This is a genomic window from Paraglaciecola sp., from assembly GCF_030730205.1.
Classification (GTDB): Bacteria; Pseudomonadota; Gammaproteobacteria; order Enterobacterales; family Alteromonadaceae; genus Paraglaciecola.
Map to the genome: position 1 here is coordinate 1 of NZ_JANQVQ010000090.1, position 18311 is coordinate 18311.

Consider the following 18311-nt stretch of genomic DNA (forward strand, 5'->3'; position numbering starts at 1 on the left):
CAATATCGCCGTTCGATTTATGTAGCCCAAGATATTAAAGCCGGTGATGTATTAAATAGTGAAAACCTACGCATAGTTAGACCAGCTTTTGGTCTTCAGCCAAAACATTGGGGTGAAGTACTCGGAAAAAAAGCCAAGCTCAATCTGAGCAAAGGCACGGCACTGAAATGGCATTTTTTTGAGTAATGTCAGGTGAAAGTTTTATTTAGGGTAGAGGCTTACCTAGAAATTGGTTTAGGCCATATTATGCGGTGTAGTGCACTCGCCCAAACTTTGCGTGTTGAGGGCCATGAAGTCTGTTTTGTTTTATCTGAGCGCACACTTAAATTATATCAATCAAGACTCGCTAGCTTAGGTGAGGTATTCATTTTTCCAAGTGCAAATATAGCAACTGAGCCGCAACGTTTGGTGAACAAATGTGAGAGCCTTAATGTGGATTGGTTGATAGTCGATGGTTACGAGTTTGCGCAAGATTATCGTTATGCCCTGCACAAAAAAGAATTCAAATTAGGTATATTTGATGATGTAAATGACAGTGGTGCGCTATACGCAGACTTGGTGATTAATGGGGCTATTAAGGCAGATGTGCTGAATTATCATCAAACAGCACCAAACGCCTCACTAGCCCTTGGTGATTATTATCGAATATTGAGACCTGAATTTCTGCAGTTGGCAGATAGAAGTTGGTCAGTTCGAACACACTTGAGCATCATGTTTGGTGGCAGTGATCCGCAAAATTTAACATTGTCATTTTTAAAGGTTATTGAAAAGTACGCGCCTGACATACCCATAGTACTCATTACGGGCTTAGCATATGCGCACCTCCCGGAGTTAGAAAAATGGTTAAAATTAAGTTGTTTGGCCATTAAACACCTGCATGATTGTCAGTATATGGCTGATGTTTTGGTTAATACGCGTTTAGCCGTCTCGGCCGCTGGTGGAACACAATTTGAGTTATTAGCGTGCGCCACGCCAGCACTTTTACTTGTCACTGCCAAAAACCAGATCTTTGCGAGTCAACAGGCTGCAGAGCAAGGCTGGTGTGAGGTTATTTCATTGAATGATATGAACATTAGCCAATTAGTTGAACATTGTGTGTCTGCTTGGCAGCAAACTGCTCAGTTAAAAAAAATGCATGAACAAGCAAAAAGATTTGTAACGCACGACGGTGCTAAGCATATTGTAGAGCTTATGTCACAGGGGCTTACAGATGGAAAATAGCAAAAATGAACGGATGCAGTCGAGGTTGCCAACCCACCGTTTTGAACCCTTGGTTGAAGCACAACTAGAATTGGTGTGGAAATGGCGCAATAGTGATAGGGTGAGGAAAAATATGCATGACCTAAACCTTATTGCCTGGCAGGAGCATTTAAATTGGTTTTCTGCATTAAAGTGCGATGCAAGTCGTCATTTTTTTATCATGTGGCAAAATGATAGGCCCATAGGCATATTAAACTTTTCAAAACTCGACACATCGTCGCCCGAATGGGGGTGTTATTTAGGCGAAACGGATGTGTGGCCCGGAAGTGGTATCATATTGGAGTTGGCTGCACTGGATTACGCGAGTCACAATCCAATTTTTACTCATTTGGATGCGCAAGTACTTTCATTTAACAATGCAGCGAACAAATTACATCAAGTCTTTGAATATGAAAGAATTAAGAGTGTGCCAGCTGGACAGCGAAATGGTCAATCTTTTGATATATTACATTACCGATATCCCCTTGATCTTTGGTCTCAGAAGCGGGATAAAGTTCTGGCGAAGCTACCCAAAAATATAAAGTTAGTGGCAGCTTCTATTCAATTTGGAAATTAGGAACTAACGTGAACATAGAACACCAAATCAGGCACGCAATGCAGCAAGTTGCTGAGCTTAATGATTGTCAACTTATAGAGCCAATTGAAGCTGATACCCTACTACTCGAATGTGGGTTAGACTCACTTTCCTACGCTATGCTGGTTGCCCAGCTTGAAGAAGATTTAGGCTTTGACCCGTTTACTGACTTAGTAATCGACACTTATCCTAGCTCCTTTGCTGAATTTTTAGCTATCTACCAATTATGCGCTGACAAACAATAATTCTGCCATGCAAAACTTGTTTAATGAACTAACTGCATTAAAAATTACAGGCAATGTAAGTGATAATTGTGAGTCTAAAACCGTCCTAGAAATAAATCGACAAGCTTTAGCACTCAGACGAGCCAATCCACAGCTTAGGCAACAAAAAATAGCCTTACCCTATGATAACATTATAAATTTTGTCACTGAACTCGTTGCATTTGACGGTTGGTGTTCTGCTATTTATTTATGCCCACCTTTAGTCAAAATTCCTGAAAATGTACTATTGTGGTCTAAAAACGATCAAATAGGCGCCGACTATTGTGAGGAAACAACTGGTTCATTTTCTTATGCTCTGACTCAGACAAGCTGGTATCTAGCAACGTCTGGGACGACGGGAGAGCCGAAATGGTGCGAACATAGTTTTGCATCTTTAAGTGTAGGCATTAAACAGAGTGATAAGCTTCAAAAATTGTGCTGGGGGCTACTGTATCAGCCTTTTCGTTTTGCGGGTTTACAAGTTGTTTTACAAGCATTACTCAGTGGTGCGGAATTGATAGATGCTTCAAAAGGTGAGCCGCGCGCTAAGCTAAATATTTTGCAGGGTAAAAGTGTAAGTGCTATTTCTGCTACGCCTAGCTTGTGGCGTCAACTTCTAATGACTAAGCAACTAGGAAGCTTGACTCTGAAAAACTTAACCTTAGGGGGAGAAATCGTTGACCAAGTCTTGTTGGATAATCTGAAAAAGTTATTTCCACAAGCGAAATTACGCCATATATATGCCTCGACCGAAGCCGGTCTCGGTTTTGTGGTGAGTGACGGTCAAGCAGGTTTTCCTAGAAAATGGCTAGAGCAGTCAACGCATTTGCCTGTTAAATTGAAAGTAGCAGACAATAAACACCTTTTAATAAAACCACGTCACGGCAACGCTCAGACAATGTTGCAAATCGCGGATGGGCAAGGTTTTATTGATACCTTTGACGAAGTCCAAGTTACCGATGAGAGAGTGTTCTTTTTAGGAAGAGCGACAGGCGTCATAAATGTGGGTGGCAACAAGGTCTATCCAGAGAAAGTGGAGCAAGTGTTATTGCAATGCCCCTTTATTGGTCAAGCGAAAGTCTATGCTAAAAAAAGTGCTTTAATGGGAGAATTAGTGGTGGCAGATGTCACGGTGATTGAAGATGCTAACCACTACAGTGTTAAACAAGAGCTTTTAAAAATATGCAAAACTCAATTACTCCGTTTTGAAATACCAACCAAAATTAGCATAGTGGATAATATTATCTGTGAGCCAACCGGTAAAGTGAATAGGAAGCTACAACATGGTTGATTACGTGATTGTTACGGGAGCCAGCAGAGGTTTAGGCTTAGCGATTTGTCAACAAGCCGCGCTTGAAGGTTATGGAATAATTGCCCTTGCACGCCAGTTTTCAGAGCCCTTAAAACTATTGCAGCAACGCTATCCTGATTTAGTCAACTACCATGCTGCTGACTTAGCCGATACGGATAGTTTAGCTGCGCTGTGTAAGCAATTAATAAAACAGTATGGAAGACCTTACGCATTAATCAATAACGCGGCTGCAGGTCATGATGGCGTGTTGGCCACCATGCCTAACTCTGCCATCGAGCATTTAATGCAGCTGAATATTCAAGCGCCTATTTTACTGTGCAAGTACTTAGTGCGCTCCATGTTGTTAAATCGCAGAGGCCGGGTGATTAATATCTCGTCTATTATTGCTCAAACCGGATTTAACGGTCTGAGCGTTTATGCTGCCAGTAAGGCCGCATTAGAGGGCTTTAGTCGGTCCTTAGCTCGTGAAGTAGGGAAGGCCGGTATAACCGTCAACTGTGTTGCTCCCGGTTATATGCAAACTGACATGACCAGCAGTTTACAGGGCTCCAAGTTAGACAGTGTTAAAAGACGCAGCCCATTGGGGAAATTAGCCACGGTGGATGATGCCGCAGCCATGGTTGTGTATTTACTCAGTGAACGTGCTTCGGCTATTACTGGCACCGTCATGACTGTGGATGCAGGCAGTACGGCATAATTCAAGCTAAAGCTGTGGGTTGAAATGCCGATACATTGTTGATTTCTATTAAATTTTGATTGGTGGTATATGAAGTTATCGGTATTAGTGCCAGCGTACAACTTACAAGACTACATTGTACCTTGTCTGTTGTCGGTACTAGAGCAAGAAACCAACTTTGACTATGAAGTCATTGTTTGTGATGACGCATCAACCGACGATACCGCCGCTAAAATTGCGCAGATAGCCTGGTTATTTCCACTCAAACTGCGCTGCATATACAAAACAAGTAACGCCGGTCTGGCGGCCAATATGCAAACCTTATTGGCGGCTTGTAGAGGTGATTATATTGCTTATATGGATGGCGATGACTTAGCCTTACCCAACAAGTTACAGACTCAAGTTGATTACCTAGATGCCCATGGCGATTGCCACATGGTTTATCACGAATCAGATATGTTTGATTCTGTGAGTGATAAAACCATTAAATTGTATTCTCAAGAATTCTATAACTGGTCTTATATTCCAGCGCGTTCAAACATTGAACATATGATTAAATTTGGCAGTTACATGCAAGCCAGCAGTGCGATGTTCAGACGCCACAACCATTTGCTCGATACGGTAGCTGGCGATTGTAAAATTATTTTTGATTACGCTTTTTACATTCTTAATGCGGGTTTTCTAAAGGCTAATATCGATTTTATTCCGCAAGTATTAGGCCGCTATCGAATTCATGAAAACAGCTTTGGCCAGCAAACCAGTCGCTCATTTACCCGTCGTGAACAGTCCTTACAAGACATTGAGTTGGCGTGTCATTTAGCAAAGCAATTTGATGTATCTGATATGGTTATTGCGCAGGGCATTGCCCATCACCAATTTGCCGCGGCCTTATATTTCTTAGCCCGTAACGAGCAAGCTTTATTTTTGAAATACATTGAACTGTCTGCTGCACAGCAGTGGTTTTTTAATGACAAACATCAACTGGCTTATGAGTTAAGGCTTCAGCCTAAGCAACTTTTGCAGGATAAGCTCTAATGGAACACTTTGATATTGTTGTGATTGGCGCAGGTTTTTCAGGCGCGGTAATGGCGGAGCGTTTTGCCAGTCAGATGAATAAAACTGTATTAGTGCTTGAGCAGCGGCCGCATGTTGCCGGTAATTGTTACGATTATCGTAATGAGGCAGGCATTCTGGTTCATCATTATGGCCCGCACTTATTTCATACCAGTCAACAGCAAGTTTGGGATTATCTTAGTCAGTTTACTCAGTGGACGCCATACGAACACAAGGTGTTGGGTTCGGTCGATGGTAAATTAATTCCTATTCCCTTTAATCTTAATAGCCTGGCTGTCTTATATGCAAAAGAGCAGGCTGAGAAAATTGAAGCACTACTTATCAGTACCTATGGTTTTGATACTAAAGTACCGATATTAGAGTTACGTAAAAGCGCAGAGCCACTACTGCAAGAACTGGCCGAATTTGTTTATCAAAAAGTATTTGTAAACTATACCGCCAAACAATGGGGCTGCTCGCCAGAAGATATCTCCCCTACTGTTACGGCTCGAGTGCCGGTGGTTATTTCACGGGACGATCGATATTTTCATGATACTTATCAGGCGATACCTTCTGCAGGCTACACTAGCCTTATCACTAAGATGCTCAGTCACAAAAATATTACGGTCAAAACATCCGTAGAGGCTAAGTCTTTTATCCGCTTAGAGCCGCAGAGTAAGAGCGTATTGTTTGTAGGCGAGGTGTTTAAAGGGCAAGTTGTGTTTACCGGTATGTTAGATCAATTATTTGATTATGTAGACGGCGAATTACCTTATCGTTCATTGCAGTTTGACTTTCAAACCTTGGAGCAAAGTCAGTTTCAACCAGCGACTACCGTCAATTATCCCAACGAACACGCCTTTACACGTATTACTGAGTTTAAACATATTCTACAAGATAAGTCGGCTAGTACCACCATAGTCAAAGAGTATCCGCAGGACTATGATCGCCATGATCCGAGCAAGAATGTACCTTACTACCCAGTATTTACTGAGATAAATCAGCAAAAATTTGCAGCATATAAAAGCTTAGTTGCCACGTTTCCACAGATTATCCCAACGGGGAGACTTGCTGATTACCAGTATTACAATATGGATGATGCAGTGGCGAATGCCTTATTGAACTTTGAAAAAGTAAAGATGACGGACACGCTTAATGCATAACGTTGAACTAACAATTGTCATATGTAATTTTAATAAGAAGGCGTTTTTGCAGGGGTGCCTAGACAGTATTTTTTCATCAACGCTGAATTCCGATTCCTGCTCAGTCATCGTAGTTGATAATGCATCGACTGATGGCTCTGTTGACATGATAAAGACGGAATACACCAATCGTGTACGTTTGATTTCTATGCCAAAGAATACGGGAGGGGCTGGGGGGTTTTCTCATGGTATTGAAGCGGCAATGCAAACACAAACGGACTTTATTGCGCTGTTAGACAATGATATTTTGTTAGACAGCTCAACATTATTAACCCTGCTGAACTACCTCAAGGATAAGCCTGAAGTGGGCGTTGTAGGTGCCAAAATATGTGTAATGGATAAGCCCAACACGCTACAGGAATTAGGCTCTTTTATTGACTGGAAAAGTTTCAATGTTAGCACACCATTAAAAGGATATTTAGATACTGAAACACTGCCAGAGATAGTGGAATGTGACTACGTTCCAGCCTGCTGTTTTATTACTAGACGCACGGTAGTTGAAAAAGTAGGGAGCTTTGATAAACGACATTTTATTTACTGGGATGATATGGATTGGTGCACGCGCGTTAAAGCTGCTGGATTTGCTGTTCATGCTATGCGGGATGCTCGGGTATTACACAAAATGGGAGCAGTGAATACCAGCAATACGTTTAGTAATTACTACTTTGAGCGCAATCGTATTCTGTATTTTATTAAGCACAGCAGTCTAGAGACATTTAATAGATTTTGCAGGAAGTTTGTATCTCAGCTTCAGCAACAGTGCTTTTTTGCACATCGAAAAGGACTGAGTAACAACGTTATTAGCACCTTGTTAGGTATGATCGATATCGTTGCAGGACAATTATTTGAGCAGCCAAAACATATACTAGATAAGCAAGATGTTGAGCCACTCGCTGCACTTAAAGTAGAAGAGCACGACTCGGTATGTGTGATCCTCTGCGACGACGTGTTAACTAATAAAAGAGTGATAAATGCAATTTTACACTCATCGACATTACTCGTTTATGTTGTTGCACATGGTCCAAGTGATATACAAGTTGTTGACGAAAGGCTAAGATTTTTAGACCAGAAAGCGCAATCTACTGCGCTCACTGTGCACATAGTTCCTCATATAATAGAGACTAAGCTATCTGCGTCTAATAAGGGCGAATTTGCTATCGATGGTTTTTTAAATATATGCCAAGTAGATAGTTTAGCTGAGCTTCAGCGGGATTATACTAATTATCAACAGTTTTTCGGTAGTATTTTACGGCCTGTGTTTGAGCGTCAGTTACTGAATGCCTATGAGCGTTATCATGCTGAACGATGGGCATGAAAAAAAGGAAATAAGCAATGATTGATAAATACCAGCAGTTACTTGCTTACGTTGTCAAACATAACATCACCCATGTTTCTTTTGATATATTCGATACCCTAGTATTCAGGCATGTGCATTCACCCACTGAGTTATTTACTTCCATATCGACCATCAGTGGCCACAGTGATATGGCTTTATCTGCATCAGAGTTTGCGACCCTGCGTGAACAAGCAGAGCGGGTTGCAAGAAAAAAAGAACATGTAAAAGAAGACATAACTTTAATACAAATTTATGCCGAGCTTCCTTTTGATAATGCCTACAAAATTAAGTTGATGGAGGCCGAGTTACTCACTGAGAAACAGTGTTATGTATTAAACGAAAAGTTAATAAGAGTGATTGACCAATTATCTAAAAGTGGCGTGACTCTGTGTCTGATTTCTGACATGTATCTTTCATCTGAGCAAATTAGGCAAACGTATTTACAGAATACAATATTGCAGAATTTACCTTTATACGTATCGTCTGAGCAAGGACTGACCAAATTTAGTGGTAAACTTTTTAGTTATGTAGCGACTGAACTAGGGCTTGATTATGCTCAGTGGCTCCATGTTGGGGACAATATCGATACCGATGTGCGCTCTGCACAGGCAGCAGGTTTGCATGCCATACACTTTCATCCGACTTTAAATGTCAGGGAAATTTGTGATGCTGAAAAACGCCAATTTCAGGTTGAAGGCTTGTCGAGTGCGGATAGGTTATTAGCAGCTCTAGACTCCCAAGCATCATCAGAACATGAAAAAGCCGCCTATGAATTGGGAGCTTTTGTTTGGGGTCCAATACTAACTGCTTTTAGTCACTGGGTGATTAAAAAAGCTGACAAAACTGGTTGTTCGACAATTATATGTTTAATGAGGGAGGCTTATGTATTTGCGCCCCTTATAAAGCTGCATCTCAATAAAATTGGTCGAAATGACCTAACAGTCGTTTATTTTTACGTTTCTAGAAAATCCGCATTTTGGCCTTCAGTTGATATTAATAAAGCTAGGTGGCTAGAAGATTTGATGGATACTCTTATGACTTACAGAGGGTATACTCTTGAGAATTTTGTTAAAGATTTTGGTGTGTCATCTGAATTACTGAATCAATTTGATCCTCGCTTAGAACTAAAAAACATCGAGGGGGTATATGTTGAAGGTGAAGCTCTTTATGCAAGATTATTTCGTGATGTTGATAGTAATCGTGAGTATTTAGTGAGCAAAATACATCAACAAAAAGCCTATTTAAGCCAATATTTCACGCAAGTGTGTGACGCACCTTTTAGCCAGTGTGCAGTAGTTGATTTTGGTAATGGTGGCACCATTCAACATAGTTTAGAAAAGATATTTAAACAGCCTGCTGGAGCTAACCTATTATTTTACTCTTCACGAAGAATTTACCGATTTATCAATGACACTATTTTCCATGCTTTTATTCCGTTTGGTAATGATAGATTTAAGATAAGTGAAACCTTGTCAAGGTCGCCAGAATGTATAGAAGCCTTGTTACTAGGCGATGAAGGTTCAACTTTAGAATATAAAGAGAAACAGGGTATTATAAACCCCGTGACCGCAGCAGGTTTAGTTAATAACCATTTGTTATGTAAGCAGTTTCTTGCCGGTGCTGAGGTTTTTATGCAATATGCTGTAGGCCCTCATCGCCCTGCGATTTCTAAAAATAATGCAATGGGACTGTTAGCGAGATATGTGGTTATGCCCACCCCCATTGAAGCCAGTATATTCCGTGAGTTGCTCCACCAAGATAATTTTGGTACCAGAGGAGAATATCCAGTTATCAGCGTGGAGCAATGTGAGCAAGTAAAAAATTTAGGTTTGGACCAGACGTTTCTCAATTTTTTACGAAACAAAGAATGGGAACGAGGTAATATTCACTGGCCTAACGGAGTGCTTAGTTTGTCTGATAGCACATTCTTGCCAAAATATTTGGGTCTAGCTGTTAATGATAATTTGTATTACATACAAATACTGATTAAAAAAATACAAGCAGCAGGATGGAAACGCATCACTGTTTATGGCGCAGGTGATTTTTATTTACAAATGTGCCCCTATTTTCAACAACATCAAATCGATGTTGATTGTTTGGTGGATCGACGAGCAGAAGTCAGTGGGCAATATGAATTAATGGGAAAACCAGTCGTCAGCTTACAAAGCGCTCTAAGTCAAGGAAAAACTATTTTTGTAGTTTGTTCAATGGCCTTTCGAACTGAAATTACTAATCGAATAAATGAACAAGCGACCTCAATGGGACGGGGATCAATACAACTTATCTGTGCTTAATCCTTAAGGCTGCTTGGACATATTGATGTTTTTTGTTGCTCTTCTGCTATGAAGGAATTATTTTTTTGTGTTAGAAATTACTAGTCAAAAAACGCCAATGTTAAGCGTCATTATACCTGTTTATAACGCTGAAAAATTCTTATTGAGGGCCGTGTACTCGGTCTACAAACATGCACCAGAAGACACTGAAATTATCATAGTAGACGACGCATCTGAAGGGAGTTGTCAACAAATTGTTAGCCAACTTCCACGAGTGACCTATATTAGTCACACTGTCAACAAAGGGTTGTTAGCAGCTAGGTGTACTGGTATCAATGCAGCCAGTGGTGATTATATTGTTCATTTAGATCCCGATGATTGGATAATAAATGATATGTATTCCCAAGGTTTGGAGACTATCATTAATCATGACCTTGATGTTTTTATATTTGGTGTCGAAGAATGCGATTCTAATAATAAAAAATGGATTGAAAATAATAATGTATTAAGTGATAAATTAGATTTACAAGGAAACGATATTATTGAACGGATCTTTCTGATTAATAGTGCATGGATTTGGCACGTCGGCGTAAATAAAATTGTAAAAAGAGAATGTTGGTTAGAGGCTTTGAAAAAAATCAAGGACCTACCTAGGATAAATATGTTCGAAGATTTGCTTTTTTCTATTTTGTTGTACACGAATTTTCCAGATAACAGAAAAATTGGCGTTACAAAAGATATAGGCTATCAGTATTATAGGCATGAAAATACCTTGACCCTCTCAAAAGATAATCGTGCAAATTTTCTACGGGTCAAAGATATATTCAGAGTAAGAAAGTTAGTGATCGAAATTATGGGGATTAAGTGGAATTTTCTACGCCCATTTATTAACTTGAAATTTAATAATACTTTGAAGAAGTCGACTTATTTAATGAGTCTTAATTTCAAGTTTAAACATCCACTAATTTACTTGAAATCTTTTTTTTACTTACATTATTTTGAACGCATTAAAAATAATCCAGAACAAGAAATGATCATATTTATGAAGATAATAAAACATATTCCTTTTGATAAAAAAAGATATTATGTTTTTGGGGATGGCTCTTTGGCAAAGCGATTAGGTGATTATATCATAGAGAGAAAATTAAATTTAAAATTTTTTATAGTTTCAATATCTTCTGATAAAAACTTGTTGGGATTTCCCGTTTTAGGACTGAATAAGTTAAATAGAATGGATCAAGATGATGTGATTTTAATTGGTTCTGGTGGTTCTATAAATAGTATTTATGCTTTATTGATTGAACATTCAAAAAATGTGAATATTGTCAGCGCTTTTGGTTACCAAAAAAATGCTGCCGCGTAATGTTTTTCTTGTAATTCAAACTATGAGCGATTTATGAAATGAATATTTTCTTTAGTTATGACTTTTTAACAACTCAGAGTCATGTTGGTAAAAGGGGGTTAGAAAGGTTTGACTTTCTTTTCAATATATTAAAGAAGCTCAATATTGATGTTAGACTTGATACAAACTTAAGTCACAATTTCCCGATAAAAAGATTTTACGAACTTCATCATAAAATTTATCAAGATCAGATACTAAATTATATTGAGCCTAATCGTAATTGTGTCGAGTCGAGACATTTAGTTGAAGACTATTTGTCAGGGTGTGATATTTTTATTGGTTACGAACTTTCTGAAAAAACTCGTACTTACTTTGATAGAATCGGAGTTTGCTATATTGATATTTGGTTATCTCCTTTAAGATTTTGTAAGGATGTGTTATTTTCTTTTTTTTCAAATAATCATGATATTCAAAATAAATTTATTTCTTATAAAACTAAAAAGGAATTTTTCCACAATGAAGTTAAAATTCTTAAGAGAAATTTTAACTTTTTAAGTAATGATTCTATGGATTTGATAGATGATAGCGCCTTACTGATTTCTCAACTATTTGTAGATAAAGCTTGTCAGAGAGGGGATCAGTTTTTAAGCTTTTTGGATTTTAAATCGGAATTGACGGAAATCTCATCTTCTTTTCCTACATTATATCTACTAAAGCATCCATTAATGCCGGATGAAGATTTTGTTAAAGTAATTGAAGGATTAAAATATTTAAAAAATGTTGTGTACCTACAAAATAAAAATGTATACGAACTTTTATCTAATTCTAAAATAAAATCCGTTATTGCTGTTTCTTCTTCCGTTTTAAAAGAAGCAAGCTACTTTGGGAAAAAGACAATTTGTCTATATAGACCAACACTCCATAATGGTTATTGTGATATTTATCAAAGTTTTTTCAATTCAGAATTTTGGACTGAATTATTAGATTTGAAATTCTGTCGAGAACATTGGATTTATTTTAATTGTGATAATTATTTACGACAAAAATTTAATGCGTTTTATGCTTACAGGCCGTTCGTTGAAGACCTTTTTTCTACGCCAAGACTTCAAAAATCTGATGTCGCATACAATAATCTTGTTACCATTAGTGCTCTCGTAGACAGCTTGACATTAGGTCCTCCTTTTATCTTATGGGGCTTTGGCTCTGTCGGTCGTCTCATCTTTCCAAGTCTGAAATCAAAAATAAAGGGGGTCATTGATCATCAATTAACTATAAGTAATATCAGTGTAGTAGAAGGTATACCGGTGATTAATATCGATGATTTAGAAGATAGCGATTTAATAGTTCTTTCTGCGTTTAAATATATTCATGAAGTAAAAACACTACTTTCAAATAAGGATATTTCCTGTGAAGTTATTCCTCTATTTTGACCAGATAAATCTGAATCTTTGCTAATTATAATAAATAAGTAAACTTTTTACTAACTCAGTCGATAGAGTAAATTGAACTAACATAAAGAGTACATCATGATCTGTTCTAAAACTGTGTCAAAACTATACCTAAAACCGCTTAGGGAGGAGTTTTTGTCCTTAGTTAATAACTCAACTGCAGGTCAAGGGCTCCAAAAGTTAATTGATAGTTATAGCTTTCATACCGTTTTAGATATTGGCGCAGGCGAAGGTCTACACAGCAAAATTTTAAATAAATATGGGAAGAAAGTAACAGCTATAGATTATGGAAACTCTATATATTACAAAAAGAATCAAAACCCGTTAGAAGTAGATTATTTTTATGGCGACTTTATGGACTTTCCTGAAGATAGTTTATTTGATTGTGCTTGGTGTTCTCATGTCTTAGAACACCAACTCAATTGTAATTTATTTTTGCAAAAAATTGGTCGGTTAGTCAAAGAAGGTGGCGTTCTAGCAATTACGGTCCCACCACTAAAAAATGATGTGGTTGGTGGACACTTTACATTATGGAATGCCGGTATATTACTATACAACTTGGTGATGGCTGGCTATGACTGTTCAGAGCCTGCAATTTTAAAGTATGGTTACAACATTAGTGTCATTATAAAAAAGAAGAGTATAATTTTGCCCCAAAATATGAGTTTTGACTCTGGAGATTTGGAATTATTAACTCCCTTCTTTCCACCTTTTGTTAAACAAGGCTTTAATGGGGATATTTTAGAGTATAACTGGTATGAATGAAGACTCAGGGCTTTTCAACTGGAATGTCTTTGATGATCTACCAAGTGACAAATTCATTTACATCAGGTGGATAGAGAAGACATGCGATAGTCTTATTCGGGAAATTGACGACAAAAGACACGTTATTCACCCGATCAGCTTTTTTATTGGTTCAAATGAACCAGATAATAGAATCAGAATCCATAATTTTGTTAGAGAAAATCCATCATACTATCGAAAAATGTTAGAAAAAATTATCCATACTGATATTAAAGGATTTATTTTTACTTTTGATTGGTATTTTGTGTTTCGAGATATTGTTGAAATCGCAAATGCTAAAGGTATTTCAACTATTTTAATCCCACATGAAGGGGTATTCTCCTCAGAAGAACAATATTATAAAGATAGAGTATACGGTTACAATTTTCCGATATGTAATTTTTGTTTGTTGTGGGGTGACTTGCAGAGAAAAATTTTTATTCGTCGTGGTCACGCTGGAAGTGGTTTGATGCTTGTTGGTGCCCCAAAGTTCGAAAAAATTTTCAAGTTACAATTAGATAAAAAAGTAAGTAAAGGAGATAGCTATCTATTGGTTTTGCAAAATATGGACTGCCAAATTTTACAAAAAGAAGCTGTAGAATTTCAAAACAAACTAATTCAGTTTATGTGCCTCTATACTATTGCCAAAAATAAAAGACTAATAATTAGAAATCCACCTAATAATATTAACATGATCCCAAATTCCATCAAAAAAGATTACATTGATATAAATGAATGCGTAAATGATTTTAATAATGATAATGCAATCGATGCAATAATGGCTTCTTCGGTTGTTATATCTATTAATAGTACGATGCTCTTAGAAGCAAAGTTGTGTAGTAAAATTGCAATCTCAGTGACTAATGAAAATATTGACAATATTTGGTCTGACTATGATATTGAAACACTTTTTTCACTTTCAGAATTAGAAATAAGGTTAAATAGTATTGATAAAGTTCATGTTGAGCATAGTTTAACCTCTGAACTATTAAAAATTGATTTTGGTTTAAATTTTGAATCGCCTAGAGCAAGTATTCGAAAATTCTTAATTGGAATGTTAAATGATACTCACAGTAATTACGACGATTAATGGCCTAACTAAAGGCATAGAAAAATTTCTCCAATATCCTAAAACTAAAAATATGATCGTTATTGGTGACAAAGGAAGTAAGAACATAAATGAAATAAGAAAAGGTTTACAGTACTATTCGTTTGAACAACAACTTTCTTTTAAAGAGCTAAAGTCAAGTATGATGCCTGAGAGGCATTATAGTAGAAAAAATATTGGGTATTTATTAGCGATTAAAAAGGGTGCTAATATTATTTATGAGACTGACGACGACAATATCCCTCATTCTGAAAATTTTTTAGACGATTTATCTAAAGGTTTTGTTATTGACATCCGTTCTGAAAATAACGTTGTGTTTAATTGCTATAAGTTATTTACAGACCAGTTCATTTGGCCAAGAGGCTTTCCTCTATCCGAAATAAATAGTGATGTCGAGTACAACATTAATAAAGAAAAATTGATCGAAGCATCAATAGTACAAGGCCTTGCTGATAGTGACCCTGATGTGGATGCCATTTTTAGGCTAAGTAGAAAATACATGCCTATTAATTTCTCTCGAAAAGACCATAGTTTTTTGTTACCTACTCAATGTTACTGTCCATTTAATTCACAAAACACGCTTTGGAAAAAAGAAGCATTTGCGCTTCTATATTTACCAGTTACAGTGAGCTTCAGGTTCACGGATATTTTAAGAAGTTTTGTAGCAAAACGATGTTTAGATCATTTTAACTTATATTTAGCATTTGCAAACGCTACCGTTTATCAAGAACGTAATCAACATGATTTGTTCAAAGACTTTCAAGATGAGATAGAATGCTATATTAACACTCCAGCAGTAATTCAGTGTTTGATTGATACGGTATTTCATCAATCAGATTCTTTAACAGATTGTCTGCTGAAAATTTATTCGAATCTAGTCCTAGCTAAACTTGTTAAAAAAGATGAGTTGTTACACTTAAACAACTGGATTACAGACTTTAAGTTCGTGAGTAGAAGCAATGAAGTTTGATTTTTTGATTATCGGTCACACGATCGAAGTGACTGATTGCAATAATCCCCTATCAAATGTGATTGGTAATGCCATTAGAGCGGTAGGTGTTGCGAAGGAGTTAGCAATATTAAATTTGAGTGTGGCTCTTGTCGTAGATTATAGGATATCTTTACCCACGGGGCTTAGTCATGAAAACATAACACTAATAGACAGAAGCCGGTACAAGAGCGTAGCTAGCTCGGCAAGTCTGGTTCTTATCTCTACGACTAAGCCTAGTGTCTTAATAAGTGAGCATGGAATTGATTTGCTTGCCTTATCAAATTGTAATTTAGTTTTACTGTCTTGTTTTAACGATAATGCCATTAGTAGAGACGGGCAAGATTTGTACAACATCTTTAAGTTAATTACAGTGAATAACTATGAGCAAAAATTAATTATTGAGCAGAGAGGAGTTGTTCCAAAGGTCTTGAATCTTGATTTTGGAGTAAATGAATTAGCGCAAAGTCTTAGTCATACTGAACCAGGGAAAATCAAGGCTCTTTGGGTTGGTTGTATAAGGAGTCGAGAGGTGCTGAAAAAGATAGTTAAATTTGCAAACGTATTTTCTGATGTAGAAGTCAATATAGTAAGCAGGTTAGTGTTTGATAAACATACTGTAAGCACTGCACCTGGTAACAAAGTTTTTGGAACAGTAATTAATTTGTTAGAAGAGAGCTTAAGTTCGCCCGAAGCCTTAAAAAAATTATCAGATTGGATTGGTCATGAACTCCCTTTAAACATTAATTTTCTGGGGGCCGCGGAATCTAACTATCAAGAAATTTTACTATCACATGATATTGGTTTAGATTTTTGCGAAAGTGTGTATCAACAGCACGACAATACTAAGATTTTAGATTATTTATCTTCAGGAATGTTCGTTTTTACAGAAAATTATGCCCCAAGTTTTCGTTATGTAGAGGAGTTTGATTCAGGATATTGTCTGCCTGACTTTGAAGAGAACAATTTGATTTATGGTTTGGAACATTATAAAAAGTGCAGTTCTAAGTATTGGCGCAATAATCTAATTGACTTAGTCTACCAAAAATATGGCTGGAAAGCGCAAACCCGAAAGCTTATTTCCGCTCTTCAAACCATAGATGAATCCAAATTTTCTTAATTCGAAAATTCTTTAAGCTTCCGATTAATTGTATTCTTTATCATTAAATAAGCACGGAGTGATTTTTAAGTATTCTTCTTGGTTTTTTAATATTTCTTCTTTGGTGCAATAAGAAAATATGTACGCACTTTCATCATCTAAGTTTGAAATTTTTATGCCTCTCTCTCCACTGAACGTGAGCAACTCCTTATCACTCTGTTCATTAAATGGGATGATGGAATAGTATTTAAAAGTAACTGTAAAAAATGGGAAATCTTCGCGTTTAAATTTCCCGAATGAAGTTTTAATTTCAGATAGATCATTTGTTCCATATTTAACTTTAGGAAAAATGATGCCAGAGAATTTGAGTTCGATACAAGATCTGATTGCAACGGTAGCATAAACAAATAAATTGTATATTTTAAAATCAGTTAACTCGTTAAATTCAGGTCTAATTAATATTGAAGTTCTTTGTCTTTCTTTAGTCAAAGCCTCTAAATTTTCGTCAAAAGAACGTGATAGGATAAGTGTATGAATTTTACCACCTACGGTATAATCGCAATGTTTCCCATTTTCGTTGTTTAAATAGAAACGAGAGTCAATATAGTAAATTACAAAATCATATTCAACATTCTCTTTCACATCTTTAATAAGACATATAGTTGCCTTGAGATTAGATTCAAAAATTTTAGATAAAAACCATTCACAAGAACCTGCAAAAGTTGACGAATTGGTCACTACTAACATTGTTTTATACTGAAGGTAAGTTCGCGTCAAAAGTCTCTCTCTTTCAAAATCTCGGTAATTTGAAATATCATAAATAGTAGATTTATTGCGAATGAGTCCTTTAATTTTTGATAGTGTTAATTTCCACACGTTAAATGTATTGAGTGAATATGAATCATTAGCTCCTATTTTGCTAAATACAGCATTTGCATAATTTACTGTCCCGTATAAGTAATAAAAAAGAAGTGATTTTCCATTTTGATAGGAAGCAAAAAGCATTTCTTTTTGTTTATTTATAAGATAGTCTATTTGTTCTGTACTTATAAAAATTTGTTCTAGCAAATTCTCAAAAGCAGATAATTCTTGGATTAATAAAGGATGTGAAAATTTATTTTCGAATTTTTTAATAAAATCTTCGTTATTTTCTTCGGAAAAAACTAAATATTTTAGTCCCATTAAGGCGTTTTCTTTCTGAACGTTAGATGAAACAATTAGAAGGTTATCGATTCGGAGCGGGTTAGTGCCACTAATCTCTGCACCATCACTGCAGTTGTAGAATGTTTGTAATTTTGGTTTTTTTTGAGTGACTTGTTCAATAATCTGCCGTGAAATTTTAAATTCGTGCTTAGTATTTACGCTGGGGCGAAAATTCCCTGGGACGACTAAGGAGGTGTTATTATTTTCTGCATAATTGTAAATTTCTTGGCCATCTTCCCTATAATACCCCGAAAATTTGGAATGATGATGTTTCACATTAATAAAGCCTAGATCAACGCCCATCAAATAAATATGGTTAAAGCCAATTACACTCAATAAGTTAGTTACAAAATTACTGACGGTTGGAAAAGCGTGTTGCAACACTTCAAAG

Annotated in this window: 16 protein-coding genes and 1 pseudogene; 16 read left to right on the forward strand and 1 reads right to left on the reverse strand. The window is 36.7% G+C overall.

What is annotated here, in order from left to right; genetic code table 11:
* From NWQ57_RS07610 to NWQ57_RS07685, 16 genes are all read left to right on the forward strand, one after another.
* The coding region (locus tag NWQ57_RS07610; protein ID WP_306021546.1) for an SAF domain-containing protein at positions 1 to 186 on the forward strand (186 nt) is incomplete at its 5' end.
* Positions 187 to 192: 6 nt separating this feature from the next.
* Positions 193 to 1221 carry a UDP-2,4-diacetamido-2,4,6-trideoxy-beta-L-altropyranose hydrolase gene (gene pseG, locus NWQ57_RS07615; protein WP_306021547.1) on the forward strand — a complete coding sequence of 343 codons (1029 nt, stop codon included), beginning with the start codon at positions 193 to 195 and terminating at the stop codon, positions 1219 to 1221.
* Entirely contained in the window at positions 1211 to 1816 is a 606-nt protein-coding gene (gene pseH / locus NWQ57_RS07620; RefSeq protein WP_306021548.1) for a UDP-4-amino-4,6-dideoxy-N-acetyl-beta-L-altrosamine N-acetyltransferase, read from the forward strand. Before pseG ends, pseH begins: the two co-directional genes overlap by 11 nt.
* Positions 1817 to 1824: 8 nt before the next feature.
* The gene (locus NWQ57_RS07625) at positions 1825 to 2079 is read left to right on the forward strand and encodes an acyl carrier protein (RefSeq protein WP_306021549.1); all 255 of its coding nucleotides are present in this window, start codon (positions 1825 to 1827) and stop codon (positions 2077 to 2079) included.
* A gap of 7 nt (positions 2080 to 2086) precedes the next feature.
* Complete coding sequence (locus NWQ57_RS07630) at positions 2087 to 3388, forward strand: AMP-binding protein (RefSeq protein WP_306021550.1); 1302 nt, start codon at positions 2087 to 2089, stop codon at positions 3386 to 3388.
* The gene (locus NWQ57_RS07635) at positions 3381 to 4106 is read left to right on the forward strand and encodes an SDR family NAD(P)-dependent oxidoreductase (protein ID WP_306021551.1); all 726 of its coding nucleotides are present in this window, start codon (positions 3381 to 3383) and stop codon (positions 4104 to 4106) included. Before NWQ57_RS07630 ends, NWQ57_RS07635 begins: the two co-directional genes overlap by 8 nt.
* A gap of 69 nt (positions 4107 to 4175) precedes the next feature.
* Positions 4176 to 5120: a glycosyltransferase gene (locus NWQ57_RS07640; protein ID WP_306021552.1), complete on the forward strand. Its 945-nt coding sequence runs from the start codon at positions 4176 to 4178 to the stop codon at positions 5118 to 5120.
* Complete coding sequence (gene glf / locus NWQ57_RS07645; RefSeq protein WP_306021553.1) at positions 5120 to 6301, forward strand: UDP-galactopyranose mutase; 1182 nt, start codon at positions 5120 to 5122, stop codon at positions 6299 to 6301. The genes NWQ57_RS07640 and glf overlap by 1 nt, the downstream gene beginning before the upstream one ends.
* Entirely contained in the window at positions 6294 to 7655 is a 1362-nt protein-coding gene (locus tag NWQ57_RS07650) for a glycosyltransferase family 2 protein (protein ID WP_306021554.1), read from the forward strand. Before glf ends, NWQ57_RS07650 begins: the two co-directional genes overlap by 8 nt.
* Before the next feature lie 17 nt (positions 7656 to 7672).
* On the forward strand, positions 7673 to 9970 hold the full coding sequence (locus tag NWQ57_RS07655) for an HAD-IA family hydrolase (RefSeq protein WP_306021555.1): 2298 nt from the start codon (positions 7673 to 7675) through the stop codon (positions 9968 to 9970).
* A 67-nt stretch (positions 9971 to 10037) separates the two neighbouring features.
* Entirely contained in the window at positions 10038 to 11312 is a 1275-nt protein-coding gene (locus NWQ57_RS07660) for a glycosyltransferase family 2 protein (protein ID WP_306021556.1), read from the forward strand.
* Positions 11313 to 11350: 38 nt separating this feature from the next.
* Complete coding sequence (locus NWQ57_RS07665) at positions 11351 to 12721, forward strand: hypothetical protein (protein WP_306021557.1); 1371 nt, start codon at positions 11351 to 11353, stop codon at positions 12719 to 12721.
* A 153-nt stretch (positions 12722 to 12874) separates the two neighbouring features.
* Positions 12875 to 13504, forward strand: coding sequence for a bifunctional 2-polyprenyl-6-hydroxyphenol methylase/3-demethylubiquinol 3-O-methyltransferase UbiG (locus NWQ57_RS07670; protein WP_306021558.1), 630 nt, complete (start codon positions 12875 to 12877; stop codon positions 13502 to 13504).
* Positions 13497 to 14612, forward strand: coding sequence for a hypothetical protein (locus NWQ57_RS07675; protein ID WP_306021559.1), 1116 nt, complete (start codon positions 13497 to 13499; stop codon positions 14610 to 14612). The genes NWQ57_RS07670 and NWQ57_RS07675 overlap by 8 nt, the downstream gene beginning before the upstream one ends.
* The gene (locus tag NWQ57_RS07680) at positions 14584 to 15600 is read left to right on the forward strand and encodes an STELLO glycosyltransferase family protein (protein ID WP_306021560.1); all 1017 of its coding nucleotides are present in this window, start codon (positions 14584 to 14586) and stop codon (positions 15598 to 15600) included. Before NWQ57_RS07675 ends, NWQ57_RS07680 begins: the two co-directional genes overlap by 29 nt.
* On the forward strand, positions 15590 to 16738 hold the full coding sequence (locus tag NWQ57_RS07685; RefSeq protein ID WP_306021561.1) for a hypothetical protein: 1149 nt from the start codon (positions 15590 to 15592) through the stop codon (positions 16736 to 16738). Before NWQ57_RS07680 ends, NWQ57_RS07685 begins: the two co-directional genes overlap by 11 nt.
* A gap of 24 nt (positions 16739 to 16762) precedes the next feature.
* On the opposite strand, the pseudogene NWQ57_RS07690 reads toward NWQ57_RS07685, so the two are convergent.
* A pseudogene (locus NWQ57_RS07690) lies at positions 16763 to 18311 on the reverse strand (hypothetical protein); the annotation flags it as partial.